Genomic DNA, 18425 nt, shown 5'->3' on the forward strand with positions numbered 1-18425 from the left:
CATGCTCAGGATAATGAAATGCATAATACCGAATGAATAAGCAATAAGTTGTATTTCTTCAAAACGAATATTTATTGTAATAGTCTATCTATTCTGTGATAATATGATTAATAATATTCTTACGTTGGAGGTTTCGTAATGAGAAAATACATAACTACTACATAGCGGAGGCTGTGTAGCAAAATATAGCCTTTGCTCTCGCTAATAGAAAAATTATTAGGAGTGGTAAAATGAGCTATAAAAAAGTAACTGACTTATTACCAGAAGATTTATTAGAACTAATTCAAAAGTATGTAGAAGGTGAATGTATTTACATTCCAATAAAAAATGAAAATAAGAAAAAGTGGGGAACTAATACTGGAACGAAAAAAGTTATTAAAGATAGGGACGTAAATATATATATAAAGATTTTTTATCTGGCATAGATAAACGCACATTATGTAAAAAGTATTATTTATCCCTGAAAAGCATTGAAAGAATTATACGGAAGGAAAAAAAGAGTTATATGTAATTTTTGAGCCAATGTGGATCACCGCATTGGCTCAAACTTTTTTATGAATTAACCTTAAGGTATCTTTACCAACTGAAGAAGAAATATAATTAAGACACTCGGACTTATGCTAAATAGAGAAGTTATGGAAATGACAAAGTTGAGCTTAACATTAGATTACAAATAAGAAAAAGGGTGGGATTATGTCATCAGTAACATTTTTTAAAGATTATCGAGGTAATGATAAATTAAGAAAGAGCTTTAATGAACTGTCCAGTTTAGTGTTCGGCATTAATTTTGAAGAATGGTATCAAAAGAACTTTTGGAAACACCGTTACATTCCTTATTCCTATGTGGAAGAAGATAGAGTAATTGCAAACGTTTCGGTAAATTTAGTGGATTTCATTATAAACAATGAGAAAAAAAGAGCTTTACAAATAGGAACAGTTATGACGCACCCTGATTATCGAAATAGAGGGCTTTCAGCAAGTTTAATGAATAAGATATTAGATGAATACGAAAACAAATATGATTTTATGTACTTGTTCGCAAATCAAAACGTACTGGACTTCTATCCTAAATTTGGATTTAAACCTGTTGATGAATATCAATATTCAATAGAGTATGTGGCGGGTCCAACAGATGGAAACGATGTATATAAATTAGCTGGTAATAACGTTGAAGATCTTAATTTTATTTATGATTTTGCATTGGATAGAGTTCCTGTATCGAAACGTTTTGGTACAGACAATACTCCAGAATTATTAATGTTTTATTGTATTTATCAATGCTATTTACTACCTTCCAGATGAAGAAGCAATTGTAATCTTTATTCAAGAGGATAATCATATAGATATATTTGACATTGTAAGTAAAAGAGAGGTTAACATAAATAATATTCTCTCAACGATTTCTAATCAAAACACGAATAAAATAACATTTCATTATACACCTGATTATCGAGGCATAGATATTAAAGGGAAAATCTTTGAGGGTGATGATGTGTTGTTTGTAAAAGCCAGTGGAACCAATGAATTCCCAGCACATGTTAAACATCCAATCACATCCCAAGCATAATGATGTGTTTCTCCTCAGGGTTTTGTGGAATGCTTCTTAAGCGGTTGCGTTTTGATCGTTATTGATAGTAATACAAATTTTATAGATTGGTAAGCTGCGTAACATATTTTATTTGGTCTTTTTGTAAATAAAAAAGCGCTGCGAAATACAGCGCTAATTATAATCTATTTAGTTAGGGGGAGGTAACGGAACTCGTTACCGAGGATTGGACTGGTTTTTAAACTAGAACGAATTTGCGATTGGGACAGTAATCCTGTCCCTGTGTCCCCCGAGCGACATTCCTATTGGGACAACAAACCTGTCCCCCTGTCCCGGCTATTCGCCGATCATTTGATCTACTTTGTCACGGTTGTTTTCGATCCATTCTGCTGCTAAGTCTTCGAATTCTGTTCCGTTTTCTTCATTTTTGCGTATCATTTCTTCAATTTCTGCGATGGAAATGCTCCAGTTTGAGAGAATGTCATATGCTTCCGGGTGTTCTTCTTCAATTCCTTTGTATGATAAAACATAAACATTATCTGCTTGGAAGTATTCTTCTTGACCTTCTAGGAATTTCAAATCATTACGTGCGAAAACAGAGTGTGGTCTCCAAGCTGTGAATACGACCGGTTCTTCTTTATCAATTTTTTCTTGGGCAACGGAAATCATAGCACCTTCACTGGAAGGCTTCAGTTCAAACCCTTGTTCATCAAAGTTCTCCCCTTCGAATAATTCTTGGGAAAGTTCTACAATACCTGCACCTTCTGAAATTGTTACGATTTCTTCACCATATTTCTCAGCATTAGCTTTTAATTCTTCAATGGAGTTCTCTTCTACATACGATGGTACAACCCAACCAAGTTGTGCGTTCTCATAGCTTGTTGCGACTTTTACTAAATCATCCTGGAATTCTTCCCATCTAGCTGCTTCGGTATATGGCAACCACGCATCCATAAAGAAATCAATTTCTTTATTCTTCATACCATCCCAAATTATCGGCTGGGATACGTGTTCAACTTTTATATCATATCCTTGTTCTTCTAAGATTTGCTTTGCGATTTGTGTTGGTGGTGCTGTGCTTGTCCATGGTGTTTGTCCAAATACCAAGGTTCCTTTTTCTTCGGTTGCTTGCTCATTATTCGTTGCATCGTTCGGTTCTTCACCATTCCCGCAAGCGGCAAGTGCTAATAGTACAAATATAGTAAATAATAATAATAGCTTCTTCATGTTTCGTCTCCTTTGATGTTTTATTTTTCTTATGAACTGGCATTACCGAGGACTGGTCTGGTTTTTAAAATTAGAACTTAATTCCGATTGGGACAATAAACCTGTCCCCCTGTCCCGGCTACCGATGAAAATCCTCCGATTTAAAGCTTCAATTTATTGTAAACCTCACGCATCGTTTCTGGAGTGTATTGAAAGCTATCTACTTGATCAGACTCCCATACATTGTAGTTTTCTCCACTAATACGGTTGAGGATGTTTGTTGTGTCATAGACTTTAAGATTATAAACCCAGTTGGCCATCATCATCAGTGCAGCCATGTGGGATCCTTCATTAGAAGCTGAGCAAATGTCTTTGACCAAATGGATATTGTAATCTCTAAAATAGGCATCGAATACAGAGGTTAATAGACAACCATCTGTAACAACTCCACCAATGACAACATCCGTAATATTCATGCTTCTAAGTGTTAAGTCAAGACTTGTTGCATGAAAAGCACTCCACCGGAATTTATCAATGACAATGTCATCATCTTGTGGTTTGATTTCGTCAAAAATCTCAATGCTTTCGTTCCCTGCGTTGTAAAAGTACGGGGTACCATCATCGTTTAGGGGTTCACCTACAGAAAGACCAACCCGATCTGTACGATTAATTTGACGGGTATAAATAATGGGGATGTTTTGTTCCCGGAACCCATTGATAAGCTTTTTTGAATTCGTGATTACTTGTTCCATCTGCTCAAGTCCAAAATTGCTTTCCTTTTGAAGATCGATGAGCACCAATGCTGTGTTTTGCTTCTTCATGTTATTTCTCCTTATCTTCAGTTGTTTTTGGCAGATACTTAAATACTTCACCAGACTCCATCGCATTTGCTAGTCGCATGGTCCAATCAAAATAGTTGTAGGAGTCACGGATGAGCGCAAGATCTTGTTGTGCTTTTTCTTTAATCTGTTGATCAGAAGTTTGACTAGCGATTTCTTCTAAGCGGGGCTCTACCTGTTCGGTTGCTTTCATGATTAAATTTCGCTCTTGGCGAATATTTTTAATGAAAAATGTAATGAAATTCCGCAAGAAATCTTTTTCTGCAATGTAATGATCTTTTCTTTCTCCTTTTTTCCAAACCTTTGTGACCATCTCGGTTTCTAGTAGTTCACGCAAACCATTACTCACACTGGCCTTACTCATTGCTACTTGATCCTTAATTTCATCAAGCGTCAATGGTTCTGTTGCAAAATAAAGGACGCCGTAAATGCGACCGACAGATTGTGTCACACCATAGATAACCATGGATTGTGCGATTGCACTGATCATCATATCTCTCGACTGCTCAATAGATTCCATCTCATTGGACAATAGTATCAACCTCTTTAATTTGTTTAATATGTTTAAGTTATATTAAACATATTATATCATTTGTATAAAAATTGCAAGTGTTTTTTGGTATGGAGGGTGGTTTGATGCGTGGGAAGGCGATAGGGAGTTTGGGGGAAGAATGAGGATATTGTGGTTTTGATAGTGGATCCTAGTTTACGTTAAAAGGAGATAAGCTAGGTGAAATACTCGTGAAAAGGGGGTGGCTTAGGAGTGGAGAATGAGGATCCATACACAAAGAGAAGAGGATCCTTTTTGATTAAAGGGAGCGGAGGGTGTGGGATCGCATGTAATTACGATCGCAACAATGGAAGTGTACAGCAACGGAAAGAACCACCTGATTTAACTATCTCTGAAATATCTACTTCGACCACGTCAAACCCTTTTTCACGCATTTGTTGGTTAGTGTTTTGGTTCATTGGCAAGCTAATCACTTTTTGATTGCCAATACTAAGTACATTTGTTGCTAAAGCATGTTGCTCTTCATAGGAAACTTCAATCAGTTCATAACGCGATGCAAAAAACTGCATGTCTTCTTTTGTGAGGGCGTCTGGATAAACGATGGCAACTTCTGGTGATAAAACATTAAAGACACAATCGAGATGTAAAAACTTATCTTTAAAGGGAATGGCTTTCACTTCATAGTCTCCCATTAAACCATTGATATGATCAATGGCCGCTTGGTTTGTTCGATTACTAAGCCCAATATAGATGGTGTCCCGGTCGATCAGGACATCGCCGCCCTCAATTTTATCTCCGATTAAGTTATAATAAGAAATTCCTTCCTTCTCGAGCCAGAACTTTAGAATATTTTCTTCTCCCCTTCGTACATCATGGGCCATCTCAGATATGAAAAGCGTTTGCCCGAGAGTAAATCCAATGTCGCGTGTATAAGCTTGTTCCGTGAATTCCTTATGATGGGGAAGCAGGACCGTTTCAATCCCATGATTGTTCAACGTTTGAACAAATTCACGGTGCTGCTTTACGGCTAGTTCAACATGACCCTTGACATCGTAGAACTGATTGTTGGGATCATGTAATACTTGTCGGGTAGTCATGAACTGGGGTTCACACATGATCACGCGCTTCAATTCATCGTACTCACTATTACAGTAGATTTTTGGTTGCTGCATGGTACTTCCTCCTGGATATTCGTTCTATAGTAATGAAGGGAAAATTTGCTCCTTTAGAAAGTTTGGTAGCCTCCAAGTACATGCTTGAAGGCTACGACTACTTAAAATTCAGGTAAATTGTCTAAGTTATTCTCCTTGATTCCATCTGGTTCACTGCGGATAATATCTCGTCCGTATTTATGGAATACATCGATATGTGCAATGTTACCTGCCTTTGCTTCATCCAATGCCGTTACATAATCCAGTTCTCTTCCAGAGTTCGTTTTGAAGGCAATGATATCCCCATCATCATTTTTCCGTACCGCGACAATTTCTTCCTTACTTGAGGTGTCTCCTTGGGTGGAATCTGCTTGAATGTCCGTTTGGTTTCGATAGTCATTGTAGATTTGTTGAAAGTCTTTTTCAGGCATATCTGATACCTCCTTAGAACGCTAATAACTCACTCTTAGATTGCTCCAGATAAAGTTGTTTTACTCATTCTAGGCTGGAGATTTTGTATTGTTTTTTCTCCTAACAGCATGAGATAATGAGGGACAGTATTGGCGGGACGGGGGGACAGGTTTGTTGTCCCAACCAGGGACAACAAACCTGTCCCTCTGTCCCAAAATAGGGGGAGCGTTAGATGAGGGCAAAGGCTACATTTATTTTGGTTATGCTTATTTTTGGTAGTATTGGATTATTTGTAAAGAATATTGATCTTTCATCAAGTGAGATTGCGCTATTTCGAGGGGCGATTGGTAGTGTGTTTTTGATTGGCGCAAGCTTTTTTGTGAAACAGAAATTCAATTTGAAAACAACAAAGCGAAATATCGTAATGCTTATTTTATCTGGAACGGCATTAGGATTTAATTGGATCTTTTTATTTGAAGCGTATCAATATACGACTATTTCCAACGCGACATTGAGCTATTATTTTGCTCCTGTGTTTGTCATGGTTTTGGCACCATTTTTATTGAAGGAAACCTGGACGTGGAAAAAGGGACTTAGCATCGTGATCGCGTTGATTGGACTGTTTTTGGTCGTTCAACCAGACACAGGAGCTTCCAGTATCGCCTTTAATCACCCTGTTGGAATATCCTATGGCTTGTTAGCTGCAGCATTTTACGCCGGTGTGATTTTAATAAACAAGTTTATCAAGGGATTATCCGATTTTGAAACGACGGTTATGCAGCTATCGATTGCTTCGATTGTCCTGCTTCCTTATGTAGGAATAACAGAGAATATGAACTACGCTGGGTTAGGGATGCAGTCGCTCGTATTAATCGTGATTTTAGGAATTATCCATACAGGAGTTGCCTACTTAATGTACTTTTCTGCAATGAAAAAGTTAAAGGGGCAAACGATTGGCGTGTTTAGCTATATTGATCCCATTTCCGCTGTGATCATGGCAGCAATTATTTTGCAGGAAAGCATGAGTGTGCTGCAAATTATCGGTGGTATTTGCATCTTAGGATCAACCTTGTTAAGTGAAGTTATGGGGAAGAAGGATGAAGATAAAGTGGTTGCCTAAGCGAAATGAACTGAGAGAGGGGGTCAGAGTAGATTCGCGGAATATAATGAACTGTGAGAAGTTTGGCGATCTACTCGGTGCCTGGCACCAACCACCAGTAAATTTACCAATAGTTGGCTTTCATTAAAGGGATTCTAATCGTTTCCCTCCACTTGCTGATTCTTGTATACTAATATACGCAATTGAAAGTAGGAGTGTAGAACATGTATAAAGAATTAGAAGAAAGTATGATCAAAGCCGTAACAGAAAAGAAAGAGAAGTTGGAACAGCAGGAAAAACACAATAAGAAATATTGGAGTACCATACATGTTCCGATTACATTAGATGAAGGGTTACGTAAATATACAAAGGCTGAGCTCGATGCGATAAGAAAAAGGCTACATATAAAAAACGCTAGTGGTTTAAAAAAAGCTGAATTAATAGCTTTGCTACAAGAAAAGATACCTGAACAAGTGGAGGAGCTTTCCGGTACGTGGGATGAAGAACGTTTTAACTTGCTTAAAGAAATGGCCAATCAAGCAGGGGTTATGGAAGCTCCAGCCTTAACGGTTGATCAAGTGAATTACTTGCGCGAAACAGGAATCATTTTTACTGGTATTATAGAAGATAAACGGATTCTAGCAATCCCTGAGGAAGTAATAGAGCCAATCAAATCATTAACTCATAATGTAAACATACGATCGAAAATTCAACGGAATACGAATTGGGTCAAACTAACAAACGGTCTATTATACTATTATGGAACACTAGAGTTGGACCAGATTGTTCATCTATTAGAAACGTACACAACGGAACCGATAGATCCTTCCGCGTATGTTTCCGTTATACAAGATGCAAATATGTACCAAAATAGAATTTTCACCGACGAAGAAGGATACGCTCATCATCGCGTGCATGATACGAAGCAAGTGAAACAACAACAGCAAACGAGAACGGATATTTCCTATTACAACTTTACAAAAGAACAGCTTCTGCAAGCAGGGGAGCCTGGATTTGTGGAACGGAATGAAAGTTATATTCAATTCGTTCATTTCCTTACAAATACGTATGACATCACAAGCGAGGAAGCCAACTCTATCGTTGAAGAATGCGTTTATGCCACCAAGCAAGGCGTTAGTGCAAACAACGTGTTGCAGTATGTAGCTAGTCAAGTCAACGTTGGAGGACTGGATGCTGTCCAGGCGATCATGGATCATGTCGTTTATTTAATGAATAATACGAGAAAATGGGAACTAAAAGGCTATACTTCAACAGAATTATGGACAGAGGAAAAACAATTAACCCCGAAAACAAAGAACCTAACGAAAAAAATCGGTCGAAATGATCCGTGCCCATGCGGAAGTGGTAAGAAGTATAAAAAATGCTGCGGTAGGTAGTTAGTGGTGGGGTGAAAGGTGATTGTTTGGAGAGGTGTATGGGATTTATTGAAGGGAATTAATGTTTGCGGGGTAGGAATCAACCATTGTCGGGGAGAAATCAACGTTCGTGGAGTAGGAATCAATGTTCGTATCGTCGGAATCAACGTTCAAATCGAAAAATCAACGTTCGCGAGGTCGGAATCGACGTTTAAAGTGAGAAATCAACGTAAGCGAGGTAGGAATTAATGTTTGCGGGGTAGGAATCAACCATTGTCGGGGATAAATCAACGTTCGTGGAGTAGGAATCAACGTTCAAAACGAAAAATCAACGTTCGCGGGGTAGGAATCAACGTTCAAAACGAGAAATCAACGTACGCGGATTAGGAATCAACGTTCGGGCCGAGGAATCAACGTTCAAATCGAAAAATCAACGTTCGCGAGGTCGGAATCGACGTTTAAAGTGAGAAATCAACGTAAGCGAGGTAGGAATCAACGTTCGGGGCGAGGAATCAACGTTCAAAACGAGAAATCGACGTACGCGGGTTAGGAATCAACGTTCAAAACGAGAAATCGACGTTCGCATGGGTGGAATCAACGTTCAAAACGAAAAATCAACGTTCGCATGGGTGGAATCAACATTCAAGACGAAAAATCAACCGTCGCGGGGTCGGAATCAACGTTCAAAACGAGAAATCAACCATCGCGAGAGAAAAATCAACCTCCCAAACTAGAAATCAATTCTCACCCAAATGAACCCAACCACCCAACCATCCACTCAACTCAAAAAAGGAGGCAGTTCCATGCAAATCAAGTTAAATAAAAAAATCATTCAAGAGCGATGCGGGGCTGTTTCCTATAAAAAAGGGGAAGCTTTTTATCGTAATGGCAAAGTGGATATTGCGGAGGTGACTCCTGATTCGTTGCAGGCTACGGTTATAGGCGTAGAGGATTTTCATGTCCATCTTGAAAAACGCAAAGATGACATCGATGCTTCATGTAGCTGTCCGTCGCTTTCTTCTTTTAACAAGGATTGCCAGCATATTGCTGCGGTATTGATTGCATGGCAGGATTTGCAAAAAAATTATTCAACCACGACGTCGCAACCCGTTGAGCAATCTAACCCGGAATTGCCTGAGGAGCTGCTGCAATTATTTCAACTTCAACCCTCCAAACGAACCCCTTCTAGTGGCAAACAGCTTCATTTTGAAAATCGAAAAGTACTCGATCTTCGTTTTTTCTGTAACGTGGTCCATGTAAACAATGGGGATGAAATGATTGGGATTGAGCTATCGATTGCGTCGCAACGTGTCCGTGATGTTCGTGCATTTTTGGAAAGTGTGAGGGAGGGCAAGAGGTATTTTGTTGCTCCTGAGTTCATGTACGATCCGACAGAGCATTGCTTTGACAGTAGTAGTGATGCCGTGGTTCAACAGCTCATTCTGATGATGGCGGATGAAAAGCTATATCGACGTGCTATGCCGTCGAAATTCCAGGCGAACAAACAAATGCTACTTGTTCCAGCTTCATCGTGGAAAACCTTGGAAGCTTTGCTAGATCGCGCTTCTCAAGTGACTTTACAATACAAAGGGAAAAGCTATCTCGGCTTTCGCGTATCGGACGAACCGCTGCCATTGACCTTTGAATTTATGGGAGATGAGAAGCGTGGCTTCCAATTAGTTATGAACGGGTTGCAAGATTTATTGGTATTAAAGGAATATGAAACGGTATTATCGAATGGAAAAGTGATAGCGGTAAAAACGGATGAAGCGCAGCGTCTTTACGAGTTGAAGTGGATGGTTGAAAATACAGGGACGAGCAATATTCCAATTCCTAACGATCAACTGAAGTATTACATGGAAAAATTGTTGCCATCCCTAAGGAAAATGGGCGAGGTTCATTTATCAGGTGCCATTACCGATCAGCTCCAGAAAACGCCATTACAGGCACAGCTTTTCCTGGACAGGGTGAATAATCGATTGCTTGCGGGACTCGAGTTTCACTATGAAAATGTCGTGATAAACCCACTCGATAATCGGCAACCACGAGTCGGTTCGATGATCATACGTAACGTCGAAAAGGAAGAAGAAATTTTGCAGCTGATGGAAGAAGGGCAGTTTAGCCGAACGGAGAGTGGCTATTACCTGCAAAATGAAGAATTGGAATATCACTTTTTGCATCACGTCCTTCCTCATTTGCAAAAAGTCACAAATGTATATGCGACAACAGCTGTCAGAGCACGCATTGTTCCGAAGACCACGATACCAAAGATAAAGGTAAGGCATCGCAAGGAACGAACCAATTGGCTGGAATTTACGTTTGATATCGATGGGATTCCACAACAAGAGATTAAAGACGTACTTGCTGCGCTAGAGGAAAAACGAAAGTATTACCGGTTACGTGATGGCGCCTTATTTTCTCTGGAAACTAGGGAAATGGAAGAAATTAAGCGTTTCTTGCAGGAAGTGCCAGTGCAGGATGACAAATGGGAAAAGCAATTCGCCGTACCCGTTGTTGAAGGGCTTCGGCTACTAAATGTCATGGAGGATAGTGATACCATTTCACTGGAAGCGTCCTTTCGTGAATTTTTGGCAAACATTCAGCATCCGGAGAAATTACAGTTTTCGATTCCTTGCCAATTGGAAGACACATTACGAACCTATCAAAAGCATGGCTATCAGTGGATGAAGTCGCTTGCTAGTTATGGATTTGGCGGCATTTTGGCAGATGACATGGGACTTGGGAAGACAATTCAAAGTATTACCTTTATCTTATCCGAGCTTCCTGTGATCCGTGAGCATAAACAGCCAGCATTGATTGTTTGTCCTTCGTCTGTGACGTACAACTGGCAAAGTGAAATCATGAAATTTGCTCCCGATATTCAGGCGATCATTATCGATGGAACAAAATCCGAGCGTCTTAAGCTCCAGCAGAATAACGAGGATATCGATGTTATTATCACGAGTTATCCATTGCTACGTAGTGATTTGCGCTGGTATGAGAAGCAGGATTTTCATGTTGTCTTTTTTGATGAGGCGCAAATGTTTAAAAACCCGTTAACGCAAACGTTTCGCACGGTGAAAAAAATCCAGGCGAATCATCGGTTTGCATTAACCGGAACACCGATGGAAAATGCGTTAGAGGAGCTATGGTCGATTTTTCATGTTGTTTTTCCTGAGCTATTCCTAGGATTAAAGGAGTACAGCATGTTGACCAATAAAGAAATTGCCAGGAGGATCCGACCGTTTATGCTGCGACGGGTGAAAGAGGATGTTTTGGATGAGTTACCAGCGAAAAGGGAAACAATCGATTCAGCCGAAATGAATGCCGAACAAAAGAAGCTTTACGCAAGTTATTTGGCCAAGCTGCGTCATGATACGTTAAAGCATTTGGATAAAGAAACGATTCGAAAAAATCGAATTAAGATACTTGCTGGTATTACTCGTCTTAGACAGATTTGCTGCCATCCCGGCTTGTTTGTTGATGGCTATGAAGGAAGCTCAGCAAAATTTGAACAGCTTTTACGGGTAATAGAAGAAGCGCAACATGCTGGCCGTCGGTTGTTGATTTTCTCTCAATTTACGAAAATGCTTCAGATGATCGGACAAGAATTAGCATTTCAAGGAATCCCTTATTTTTATTTGGATGGACAAACTCCATCCGAGGAAAGAGTGGATTTCTGTAATCAATTTAACGATGGGGAACGGGATATCTTTTTGATTTCCTTAAAGGCTGGTGGAACCGGGCTGAACCTGACTGGCGCGGACACGGTAATTTTTTACGATAGCTGGTGGAATCCAGCTGTGGAGGAACAAGCAGCAGACAGAGCCCATCGCATTGGGCAAAAGCAAACTGTGGAAGTGATTAAGCTCGTAGCTAAAGGAACCATTGAAGAAAAGATGAACGAATTGCAAGATCGAAAGCGCCATCTGATTGAAGAAGTTATCGACCCAAATGACGAGCGGTTAGAGCGTCTGACGGAAGAGGATATTCAGGATTTGTTGGGTTAGGCATAAGAAGAATGAGAGGACAACCCTTCATTCTTTTTTTGTTCTTTAGCTAATTTTAATTGATCACCTAGCACATCAATAGGGCATGCTGAGATTCGATTGTATTTTTTTATTTGCTTTACGTTCCTAAATGATGAATAAAATAAAAACGGTTATCACTCCGATTAGCATTACCTTTAGTACCATGTAACGCTCCTCTTCTCACATTGTATCATTCGTTCTAACAAGAGTTTCACTTAAGTTAAAGTGATAATTTGTAGGTAGTGAGGTGGGCGGAATAACGGTATATCATAAAATGCTCGTAACTATTTGATATATGAATGGTATGTTATAGGGAGTATTGTTGTTTGATGCTAAAATTAGCATATATGAAGAAGTTTGTGGAAGCATTCGTAGAGTTAACAAAATCTTGAATTTCTTTAATTATATAGGAGGGCAAATTTGGAGACTGTATTCCTTTTTCTATGTATTATATTTGTGGCTTCTGTCCTGCAAACAAGTACAGGATTTGGATTTTCCATCATAGCAACACCTTTCTTGCTGATGTTATTTCTTCCACAAGAAGCCATCCAAATAAACATAATTTTATCGTTACTTATCTCAATATCATTAATATGGAAAATAAGCATAGATATTGATTTTGTAATACTAAAGAGGTTTATTATCGGAAGTGTACTGGGGGTACCATTTGGCATAGTAATCTTTATTTCCATTAATATTAACGCCTTTAAAATAGGAGTAAGTGTATTGCTCCTCGTATTGACATTGCTATTAATATGTAACTTTAGAGTAAAGAAAACTCGTATTAGGGATTTCATCGTTGGTGGGTTATCTGGTCTTTTAACAACAAGTATTGGTATGCCAGGCCCCCCGTTATTGCTTTACTTTACAGGAACTGATACTGAAAAAGCGAAGCTAAGAGCAACTACTTTAGGTTTTTATTTGTTTATATACTTTATTAGTCTTATCACTCAAGTAATTTTTACAGGTACAAATAAATTAATATGGGAATCAAGTCTTTATGCAATTCCAATCGTATTTATGGGTTTGTTTATAGGTCAAATTATTTTCAAACTGCTTAACCAGCGAATTTTTAAGATATTTACATATATCCTTTTGGGTTTTACAGGTATTTATCTTCTTATCGGAAGTTTGAATTTGTAATAATTTCTTATTAACCATAGCAAAGGCTATAAAAGGGGATCCGGAGGGACAGAGGGACAGGTTTCCTGTCCCAGCATCAGGGACAATAAACCTGTCCCCAAGTCCCATTGAAAAGGGGAGCATGGGAGTGTTCACTAATTCTTTTAGCAAAATGCAATAAATGTAAAGATATTGACCTAACATAGCAGGGGTAATTCGTGGCAGGGATAATTGAAGAAGAGAAAGAATATTAAATAATATGGTGCGGGGATTTTATAAATGAGAACCCAAAACGATTTACTTGCAAAACTGCAAACATAGACATATAGAAAAAATATATTTGAAGGGAGGTTGTGTTGTTATGAATGCTACATTTTTTCTGCGTTTTAAAGCGTTCATTATTGATTACATACTGATTTTTGCTTATTTAATAGTTCTTTTCTTACTTAATATATTCCTATTTCCATCATTGCATAATTTTTTCACCGGCTCACTAATCACCGCTCAGTTTACTGGATTTTTATTGGTAACATTGCCTGTATTACTCTATTTTATTATTAGTGATTCTAAAATTGGTGGACAGTCTATTGGTAAAAAGAAAATAGGTATCAGAGTTATTGGAGAAAACGGAGAACCTGTTTCAGTACTACATATAACGTATCGTACTATATTGAAGTTTATTCCTTGGAAGCTATCACACTACTTGGTATATAGATTAATTTATATAGGTGACGGGGAAGTGCCCATCAGTTATTACCTCATAGGAGGAATCATCTATGCACTTATTTTTGCTTATATTTTGACTGCTATTTTCACGAAAAAGAAACAATCTCTATACGATATAATTGCAAAAACCCAAGTTGTTAGGATCTCTTCTCGTTAACAAGTTTCGGAGGTGGGACAGAGGGACAGGTTTGTTGTCTCAGCATCAGGGACAACAAACCTGTCCCCCCGTCCCATTACTTGCCTTTGTATTCTTTTTCTAATTTTCCGATGTCAAATTTTTTCATTTGAAGAAATGCTTTTGTAATTCGATCTATCTGTTCCTGTGTTCCGTTTGCCATCATTTTCCCCATGACTTTTGGCCAAATTTGCCAAGATACACCGTATTTATCTTTCAACCAACCACATTGTTCTGCTTTTGGTTCAGAGGAAAGCTTCTCCCAGTAGTAATCTATTTCTTTCTGATCTTCACACTGAACTAATAGGGAAACGGCTTCATTAAATTTAAAGTTATGTGACTGTGCACTATCCATAGCAGCAAACCATTGCTGCTCTAACAAGAAATCTGTAAACATTACCGTGCCTTCTTTTTCTGGCTCCATGCCTGCTGGGTAGCGAGCGATTTCTCCTCGTTTTGCATCATTGAAAACGGAAAGGTAAAAGTTACTGGCTTCCTCTGCCTTTCCACATACATCTTGAACATACATCAACGACGGTACGATAAATGGTCGATTCTTTCCATCTGAATTTGTGAGCATTAGCTGCCATGTCAAACCATACTTATCCTGGATCCATCCGTATCGCTTACTGAACGGATATTCCTGAAGTGGCATAAGAGTTGCACCATCTTCGGAAAGCTTTTCCCACAGTTCATCTAAATTTTCTCGAGCGTTATCATCTTTTGCAGGATCAAAATGAACAAAAAACGATATCGAAGGATTAAATTGGAAATGTGGACCGCCATTAATGGCCATGAATGAAAAGCCTGATAGGTTAAATGTAACTATATCGCTATCTCCAGATGGTGTGTCGTGAACTGTAGAGGTGCTCGTCACTTTCGAATCAGGAAAAATAGATGTATAAAATTGTGCAGCTTCTTGCGCTTGATGATCAAACCATAAATGTGGGACTATTTTTTGTTCTCCCATTACACTCACTCCTAATGTTTTATTTTTAATTCCCTTTAAATGGCTGTTCAAGTATCGGACTCTATTGTTGAGTTGATCATTCCACAAAAGGAATAACCCGTCAAGTAAAATTCGGAATTTGGGGACAGGGGGACAGGTTTGCTGTCCCGCCACCATTAGGGACAATGGACCTGTCCCCCTGTCCCACGAACCCTATTTGATAATAGTTTGAATAGATTTACTAATAACGCTTGGTAGCTACGTATAGCAATGGTAGATTGATCGCAATTGAAACATTTTACCAATAATTTACGTAGAATTTCAGTTAAGGATGATACTGCTACATATGGGAGGGATAGCGGTGAATAGTAAACTGAAAAAGTCTTCAACGGATAGGGCCATAACTGGAGTATGTGGAGGAATTGCCGAATATTTTGGCATTTCCTCGCTTGGAGTAAGATTGATTTTTATATTTTTACCAGCTAATTTAATTGTTTATTTAATCCTTGCAGTGACACTTCCTGATCAACCACCATCATTGTGAGGGATAGAGGGCCTAGGAAATTTTTTCCACCAGCATCAGGGACAATAAACCTGTCCCCCTGTCCCTTGTCCCCTTGGTTTATTTTCTGAATAATGTGTTATTATTAGAGTGTAAAATTTAGTCAAGAGGTAAAAGGAGATTATAGAAAAGTGGTTTAAATTGGAGAACAATACATTATGAATCTAAGATTTTAAAATACATGGGATTTGCTCATTTATAAAGGTAGTGGATCCTTAACATAAGGAGATTTTTTTATGGGAATTGGGCGAAAAATAGGTGAAGGTGCCAATGCAGAGGTTTATGAATGGGAAAACGATAAAAAAGTTATTAAACTAGCAAAGTCTAATATTGATAAAACGGATTTACAAAGGGAATATGACAATAACCTTGTTATGTGGAAACTAGGTTTACCAGTTCCGCAACCATTTGGAATGGCAGCGTATGATCAGCGTCCTGGCATTGTGTATGAACGAATCTACGGAAAAACGTTAAGAGAGCGCTTTTTTGAAACACTAGTTCAAGTGAACACAGATCAGCAGAAACTTGATTGGGATGATGTGCGATTAACTGCTCGTTTATTTGGGGATATACATAACTCCATTTCCAATGAAAAACTACCAAACGGACAAAAGGAATTTCTAAAGAAACAAATTCAGAGCGTGGATTATTTAAGGGAAGAAGAAACGAAGTTGGTTCTTGCTATTTTGGACCGTTTGCCACAAAAAAATAGGGTGTGTCATGGTGATGCCAATCCGAATAATGTATTGATCCGTAATGATAAGCCAGTACTTATTGATTGGATGAATGCAGCCAACGGTAATCCGGAAGCAGACCTAGCTGAATTTATTTTAATGATAAGGTATGCCGTTCTTCCGCCAAATGTCCCAAATAATGCAGTTAGGGTATTTGACGCCAATAGAGAGAAAATAATTGGGGCATTTATGGATGAATATACACGGTTAACAGGTACTACTTATGATGAAGTCGATCCCTGGATTGTACCGATAGCAGCCCGTAAATTATCCTCAGACGGAATTGGCGAGGAAGAAAAGCAAGTACTTTTGAACGAAATCAAGCGAAGACTGAGGGACAAGGGGACAGGTTTGCTGTCCCAATAAACATTTTTAAAATGATAAATTCAACTGTTTTAAGGATGATATCTAGTGATGATAGCCGATTTATTGGGTTCAACATTGGTCTTAGTTATAAGTGTATTACTTCGTTTTCGATTTCAGAAAATGAGATCCATATCTATAGTTATAATAAGTGTCTTAGTTGGAACCTTTTATACGTTAACCACTTCGGAAGAATATAGACTGTTATTTGATACGCTATTATTCAACAGCCTTGTTTCTCTGTGTGCGGTGTGGTTAGTAAAAATCTCTATAAAAATGAAACCCAACCTAATAAAAATGAGTAATGGCTATGAAAAAATAGAATCGTGATGAGGGAGAACCAGAAGAAGAAATGGATGAACTACCCTCAGAAAATCAGTTTGGTATAGCTACTTTACTTTTAGGTGGAGTCGGTTTTCTTTTTGGACCTCAACTTCTATTTGTTCCGATTATGACTTTACTATTTGGAGTGTTAACTAGTGGGACATATGATAGGAACAAAGAACAAAATCCCTGGACATTCAATTTGGGGATAATGTTTTCCATCATCGGAATAGTTCTTCACCAGATAGGTTATACACATATTTTAATGTGAAGTTAAGACTATACGTTAGATCTGAAGGTGAAATTTTAAATTTCAAAACTAACGTGGGAGATATATTCATTTACTTTAAAAAGGAGGGAGTTCATTGGAAATTATAGCCTTTTCTGTTGCAGCTGGCGCATTAAGTATCGCATGTTTTGCTTTTTCCAAAATAGAAAAATTGGAAAAGAGAATTAGACTGCTAGAGGATAAATAATAGAGGTTTAGGTACACGACTAAAGCCTTTTAGGTAAGTGAAATTATCGCTCTGTAGGGATGATAAGGATGAGCATTAGATTTATAATCTACAGTTTAGGACGAGGAGGAATAAAATGATAAAAAGAAAAGAAGCAATAATTAGTTCCGTTATCCTTTTAGTTATATGCATGTTTTTATTCTTCCCGTTTCCTAATAATGTTATGTTAGAAGGGTATTCTACCTTCATGTCATTCCCCATTCACAATAAGGTAGGGTTTAATATACTCGGAATTATTGGTTCTGTTTTGTTTGTTATCGCCATGATCTTACTTGCCAAGGGCTTAAAGAAACATCACTTTCGAACAATCGTGATTGTTGCCATTGTATATACCATTTTGCCTAGTTATTTAATTACGGTTTACCAAGAAACGCTAGCAAGTGGAATTCATGCCATCTCATACGATGGTAATGGAAGTTGCAGTTTTGATTATGTGAGCAAAGATTTAATGAATGGAAGATGTCATCTCGTTTTACATAATCGTGGCAATGAAGCAGCGACAGTTGAATTAGAGTTTATAGATTCCGTTTATCTAGAAGGTCAAGAACGAAGGGAATCGCTTATGAATTTAGCTGGTCCATATCGTATTACCATAAAAGCCAATCACAAAAAAGCTATTTATTTGCAGGAAATACTTGATTTAACGGATGTTCTCAACCATATTCAGGGAGGATCTTCAGATAATGTTCATATTAAGTTACTAGATAAGGAGAATGATCGCATTTTATAAGTTTGCTTGATTGAGGAGGGACAGAGGGACAGGTTTGCCGTCCCAATATCTGGGA

Annotated in this window: 17 protein-coding genes; 11 read left to right on the plus strand and 6 right to left on the minus strand. The window is 38.3% G+C overall.

Annotated elements, in window-relative coordinates; genetic code table 11:
• The first annotated feature begins 230 nt into the window (after positions 1 to 230).
• Positions 231 to 425, plus strand: coding sequence for a CD3324 family protein (locus tag BMX40_RS00605; protein WP_211753605.1), 195 nt, complete (start codon positions 231 to 233; stop codon positions 423 to 425).
• Positions 426 to 693: 268 nt separating this feature from the next.
• Positions 694 to 1302 (plus strand): GNAT family N-acetyltransferase, encoded by a 609-nt coding sequence (locus tag BMX40_RS00610; RefSeq protein ID WP_244513296.1) that lies wholly within the window; start codon positions 694 to 696, stop codon positions 1300 to 1302.
• Positions 1303 to 1882: 580 nt separating this feature from the next.
• On the opposite strand, the gene BMX40_RS00615 is transcribed toward BMX40_RS00610, so the two are convergent.
• From BMX40_RS00615 to BMX40_RS00635, 5 genes are all read right to left on the minus strand, one after another.
• Complete coding sequence (locus BMX40_RS00615; RefSeq protein WP_090865745.1) at positions 1883 to 2773, minus strand: glycine betaine ABC transporter substrate-binding protein; 891 nt, start codon at positions 2771 to 2773, stop codon at positions 1883 to 1885.
• 140 nt (positions 2774 to 2913) lie between these two features.
• Positions 2914 to 3573 (minus strand): cysteine hydrolase family protein, encoded by a 660-nt coding sequence (locus tag BMX40_RS00620; protein WP_090865747.1) that lies wholly within the window; start codon positions 3571 to 3573, stop codon positions 2914 to 2916.
• 1 nt (position 3574) lies between these two features.
• Entirely contained in the window at positions 3575 to 4123 is a 549-nt protein-coding gene (locus tag BMX40_RS00625) for a GbsR/MarR family transcriptional regulator (protein ID WP_090865749.1), read from the minus strand.
• A gap of 311 nt (positions 4124 to 4434) precedes the next feature.
• Entirely contained in the window at positions 4435 to 5274 is an 840-nt protein-coding gene (locus tag BMX40_RS00630) for a dimethylarginine dimethylaminohydrolase family protein (RefSeq protein WP_090865751.1), read from the minus strand.
• A 101-nt stretch (positions 5275 to 5375) separates the two neighbouring features.
• A complete protein-coding gene (locus tag BMX40_RS00635; RefSeq protein WP_090865753.1) occupies positions 5376 to 5684 on the minus strand; it encodes a DUF3892 domain-containing protein in 309 nt (102 codons plus the stop codon).
• 212 nt (positions 5685 to 5896) lie between these two features.
• On the opposite strand from BMX40_RS00635, the gene BMX40_RS00640 reads away from it, so the two are divergent.
• From BMX40_RS00640 to BMX40_RS00670, 6 genes are all read left to right on the plus strand, one after another.
• The gene (locus BMX40_RS00640) at positions 5897 to 6784 is read left to right on the plus strand and encodes a DMT family transporter (protein ID WP_090865755.1); all 888 of its coding nucleotides are present in this window, start codon (positions 5897 to 5899) and stop codon (positions 6782 to 6784) included.
• A 203-nt stretch (positions 6785 to 6987) separates the two neighbouring features.
• Positions 6988 to 8160, plus strand: coding sequence for a YecA family protein (locus BMX40_RS00645; protein WP_090865757.1), 1173 nt, complete (start codon positions 6988 to 6990; stop codon positions 8158 to 8160).
• 18 nt (positions 8161 to 8178) lie between these two features.
• A complete protein-coding gene (locus tag BMX40_RS00650) occupies positions 8179 to 8388 on the plus strand; it encodes a hypothetical protein (protein WP_090865759.1) in 210 nt (69 codons plus the stop codon).
• Between the two features lie 554 nt (positions 8389 to 8942).
• Entirely contained in the window at positions 8943 to 12149 is a 3207-nt protein-coding gene (locus BMX40_RS00660; RefSeq protein WP_090865763.1) for a DEAD/DEAH box helicase, read from the plus strand.
• A 441-nt stretch (positions 12150 to 12590) separates the two neighbouring features.
• Positions 12591 to 13313, plus strand: a complete 723-nt coding sequence (locus tag BMX40_RS00665; protein WP_090865765.1) for a sulfite exporter TauE/SafE family protein — start codon at positions 12591 to 12593, stop codon at positions 13311 to 13313.
• A gap of 340 nt (positions 13314 to 13653) precedes the next feature.
• On the plus strand, positions 13654 to 14175 hold the full coding sequence (locus BMX40_RS00670; RefSeq protein WP_090865767.1) for an RDD family protein: 522 nt from the start codon (positions 13654 to 13656) through the stop codon (positions 14173 to 14175).
• A gap of 76 nt (positions 14176 to 14251) precedes the next feature.
• Here the strand turns inward: BMX40_RS00670 and BMX40_RS00675 are convergent, their stop codons facing one another.
• On the minus strand, positions 14252 to 15163 hold the full coding sequence (locus BMX40_RS00675) for a VOC family protein (RefSeq protein WP_090865769.1): 912 nt from the start codon (positions 15161 to 15163) through the stop codon (positions 14252 to 14254).
• Positions 15164 to 15503: 340 nt separating this feature from the next.
• Here BMX40_RS00675 and BMX40_RS00680 point away from each other — a divergent pair, with 340 nt between their 5' ends.
• The 3 genes from BMX40_RS00680 to BMX40_RS00700 all read left to right on the plus strand — a co-directional run bounded on the left by BMX40_RS00680 (position 15504) and on the right by BMX40_RS00700 (position 18370).
• Positions 15504 to 15686, plus strand: coding sequence for a PspC domain-containing protein (locus tag BMX40_RS00680; protein WP_090865771.1), 183 nt, complete (start codon positions 15504 to 15506; stop codon positions 15684 to 15686).
• A 254-nt stretch (positions 15687 to 15940) separates the two neighbouring features.
• A complete protein-coding gene (locus BMX40_RS00685) occupies positions 15941 to 16804 on the plus strand; it encodes an aminoglycoside phosphotransferase family protein (RefSeq protein ID WP_090865773.1) in 864 nt (287 codons plus the stop codon).
• Between the two features lie 912 nt (positions 16805 to 17716).
• Entirely contained in the window at positions 17717 to 18370 is a 654-nt protein-coding gene (locus BMX40_RS00700) for a hypothetical protein (RefSeq protein ID WP_090865778.1), read from the plus strand.
• The last annotated feature ends 55 nt before the right edge of the window (positions 18371 to 18425 follow it).

It is taken from the genome of Oceanobacillus limi, from assembly GCF_900111445.1.
Classification (GTDB): Bacteria; Bacillota; Bacilli; order Bacillales; family Amphibacillaceae; genus Ornithinibacillus; species Ornithinibacillus limi.

Excerpts from the sequence above, each read along its gene's own strand:
- BMX40_RS00605 (WP_211753605.1), top strand. The coding sequence starts at position 231 with ATGAGCTATAAAAAAGTAACTGACTTATTACCAGAAGATTTATTAGAA.
- BMX40_RS00610 (WP_244513296.1), top strand. The coding sequence starts at position 694 with ATGTCATCAGTAACATTTTTTAAAGATTATCGAGGTAATGATAAATTA.
- BMX40_RS00615 (WP_090865745.1), bottom strand. The coding sequence starts at position 2,773 with ATGAAGAAGCTATTATTATTATTTACTATATTTGTACTATTAGCACTT.
- BMX40_RS00620 (WP_090865747.1), bottom strand. The coding sequence starts at position 3,573 with ATGAAGAAGCAAAACACAGCATTGGTGCTCATCGATCTTCAAAAGGAA.
- BMX40_RS00630 (WP_090865751.1), bottom strand. The coding sequence starts at position 5,274 with ATGCAGCAACCAAAAATCTACTGTAATAGTGAGTACGATGAATTGAAG.
- BMX40_RS00635 (WP_090865753.1), bottom strand. The coding sequence starts at position 5,684 with ATGCCTGAAAAAGACTTTCAACAAATCTACAATGACTATCGAAACCAA.
- BMX40_RS00640 (WP_090865755.1), top strand. The coding sequence starts at position 5,897 with ATGAGGGCAAAGGCTACATTTATTTTGGTTATGCTTATTTTTGGTAGT.
- BMX40_RS00645 (WP_090865757.1), top strand. The coding sequence starts at position 6,988 with ATGTATAAAGAATTAGAAGAAAGTATGATCAAAGCCGTAACAGAAAAG.
- BMX40_RS00660 (WP_090865763.1), top strand. The coding sequence starts at position 8,943 with ATGCAAATCAAGTTAAATAAAAAAATCATTCAAGAGCGATGCGGGGCT.
- BMX40_RS00670 (WP_090865767.1), top strand. The coding sequence starts at position 13,654 with ATGAATGCTACATTTTTTCTGCGTTTTAAAGCGTTCATTATTGATTAC.
- BMX40_RS00675 (WP_090865769.1), bottom strand. The coding sequence starts at position 15,163 with ATGGGAGAACAAAAAATAGTCCCACATTTATGGTTTGATCATCAAGCG.
- BMX40_RS00685 (WP_090865773.1), top strand. The coding sequence starts at position 15,941 with ATGGGAATTGGGCGAAAAATAGGTGAAGGTGCCAATGCAGAGGTTTAT.
- BMX40_RS00700 (WP_090865778.1), top strand. The coding sequence starts at position 17,717 with ATGATAAAAAGAAAAGAAGCAATAATTAGTTCCGTTATCCTTTTAGTT.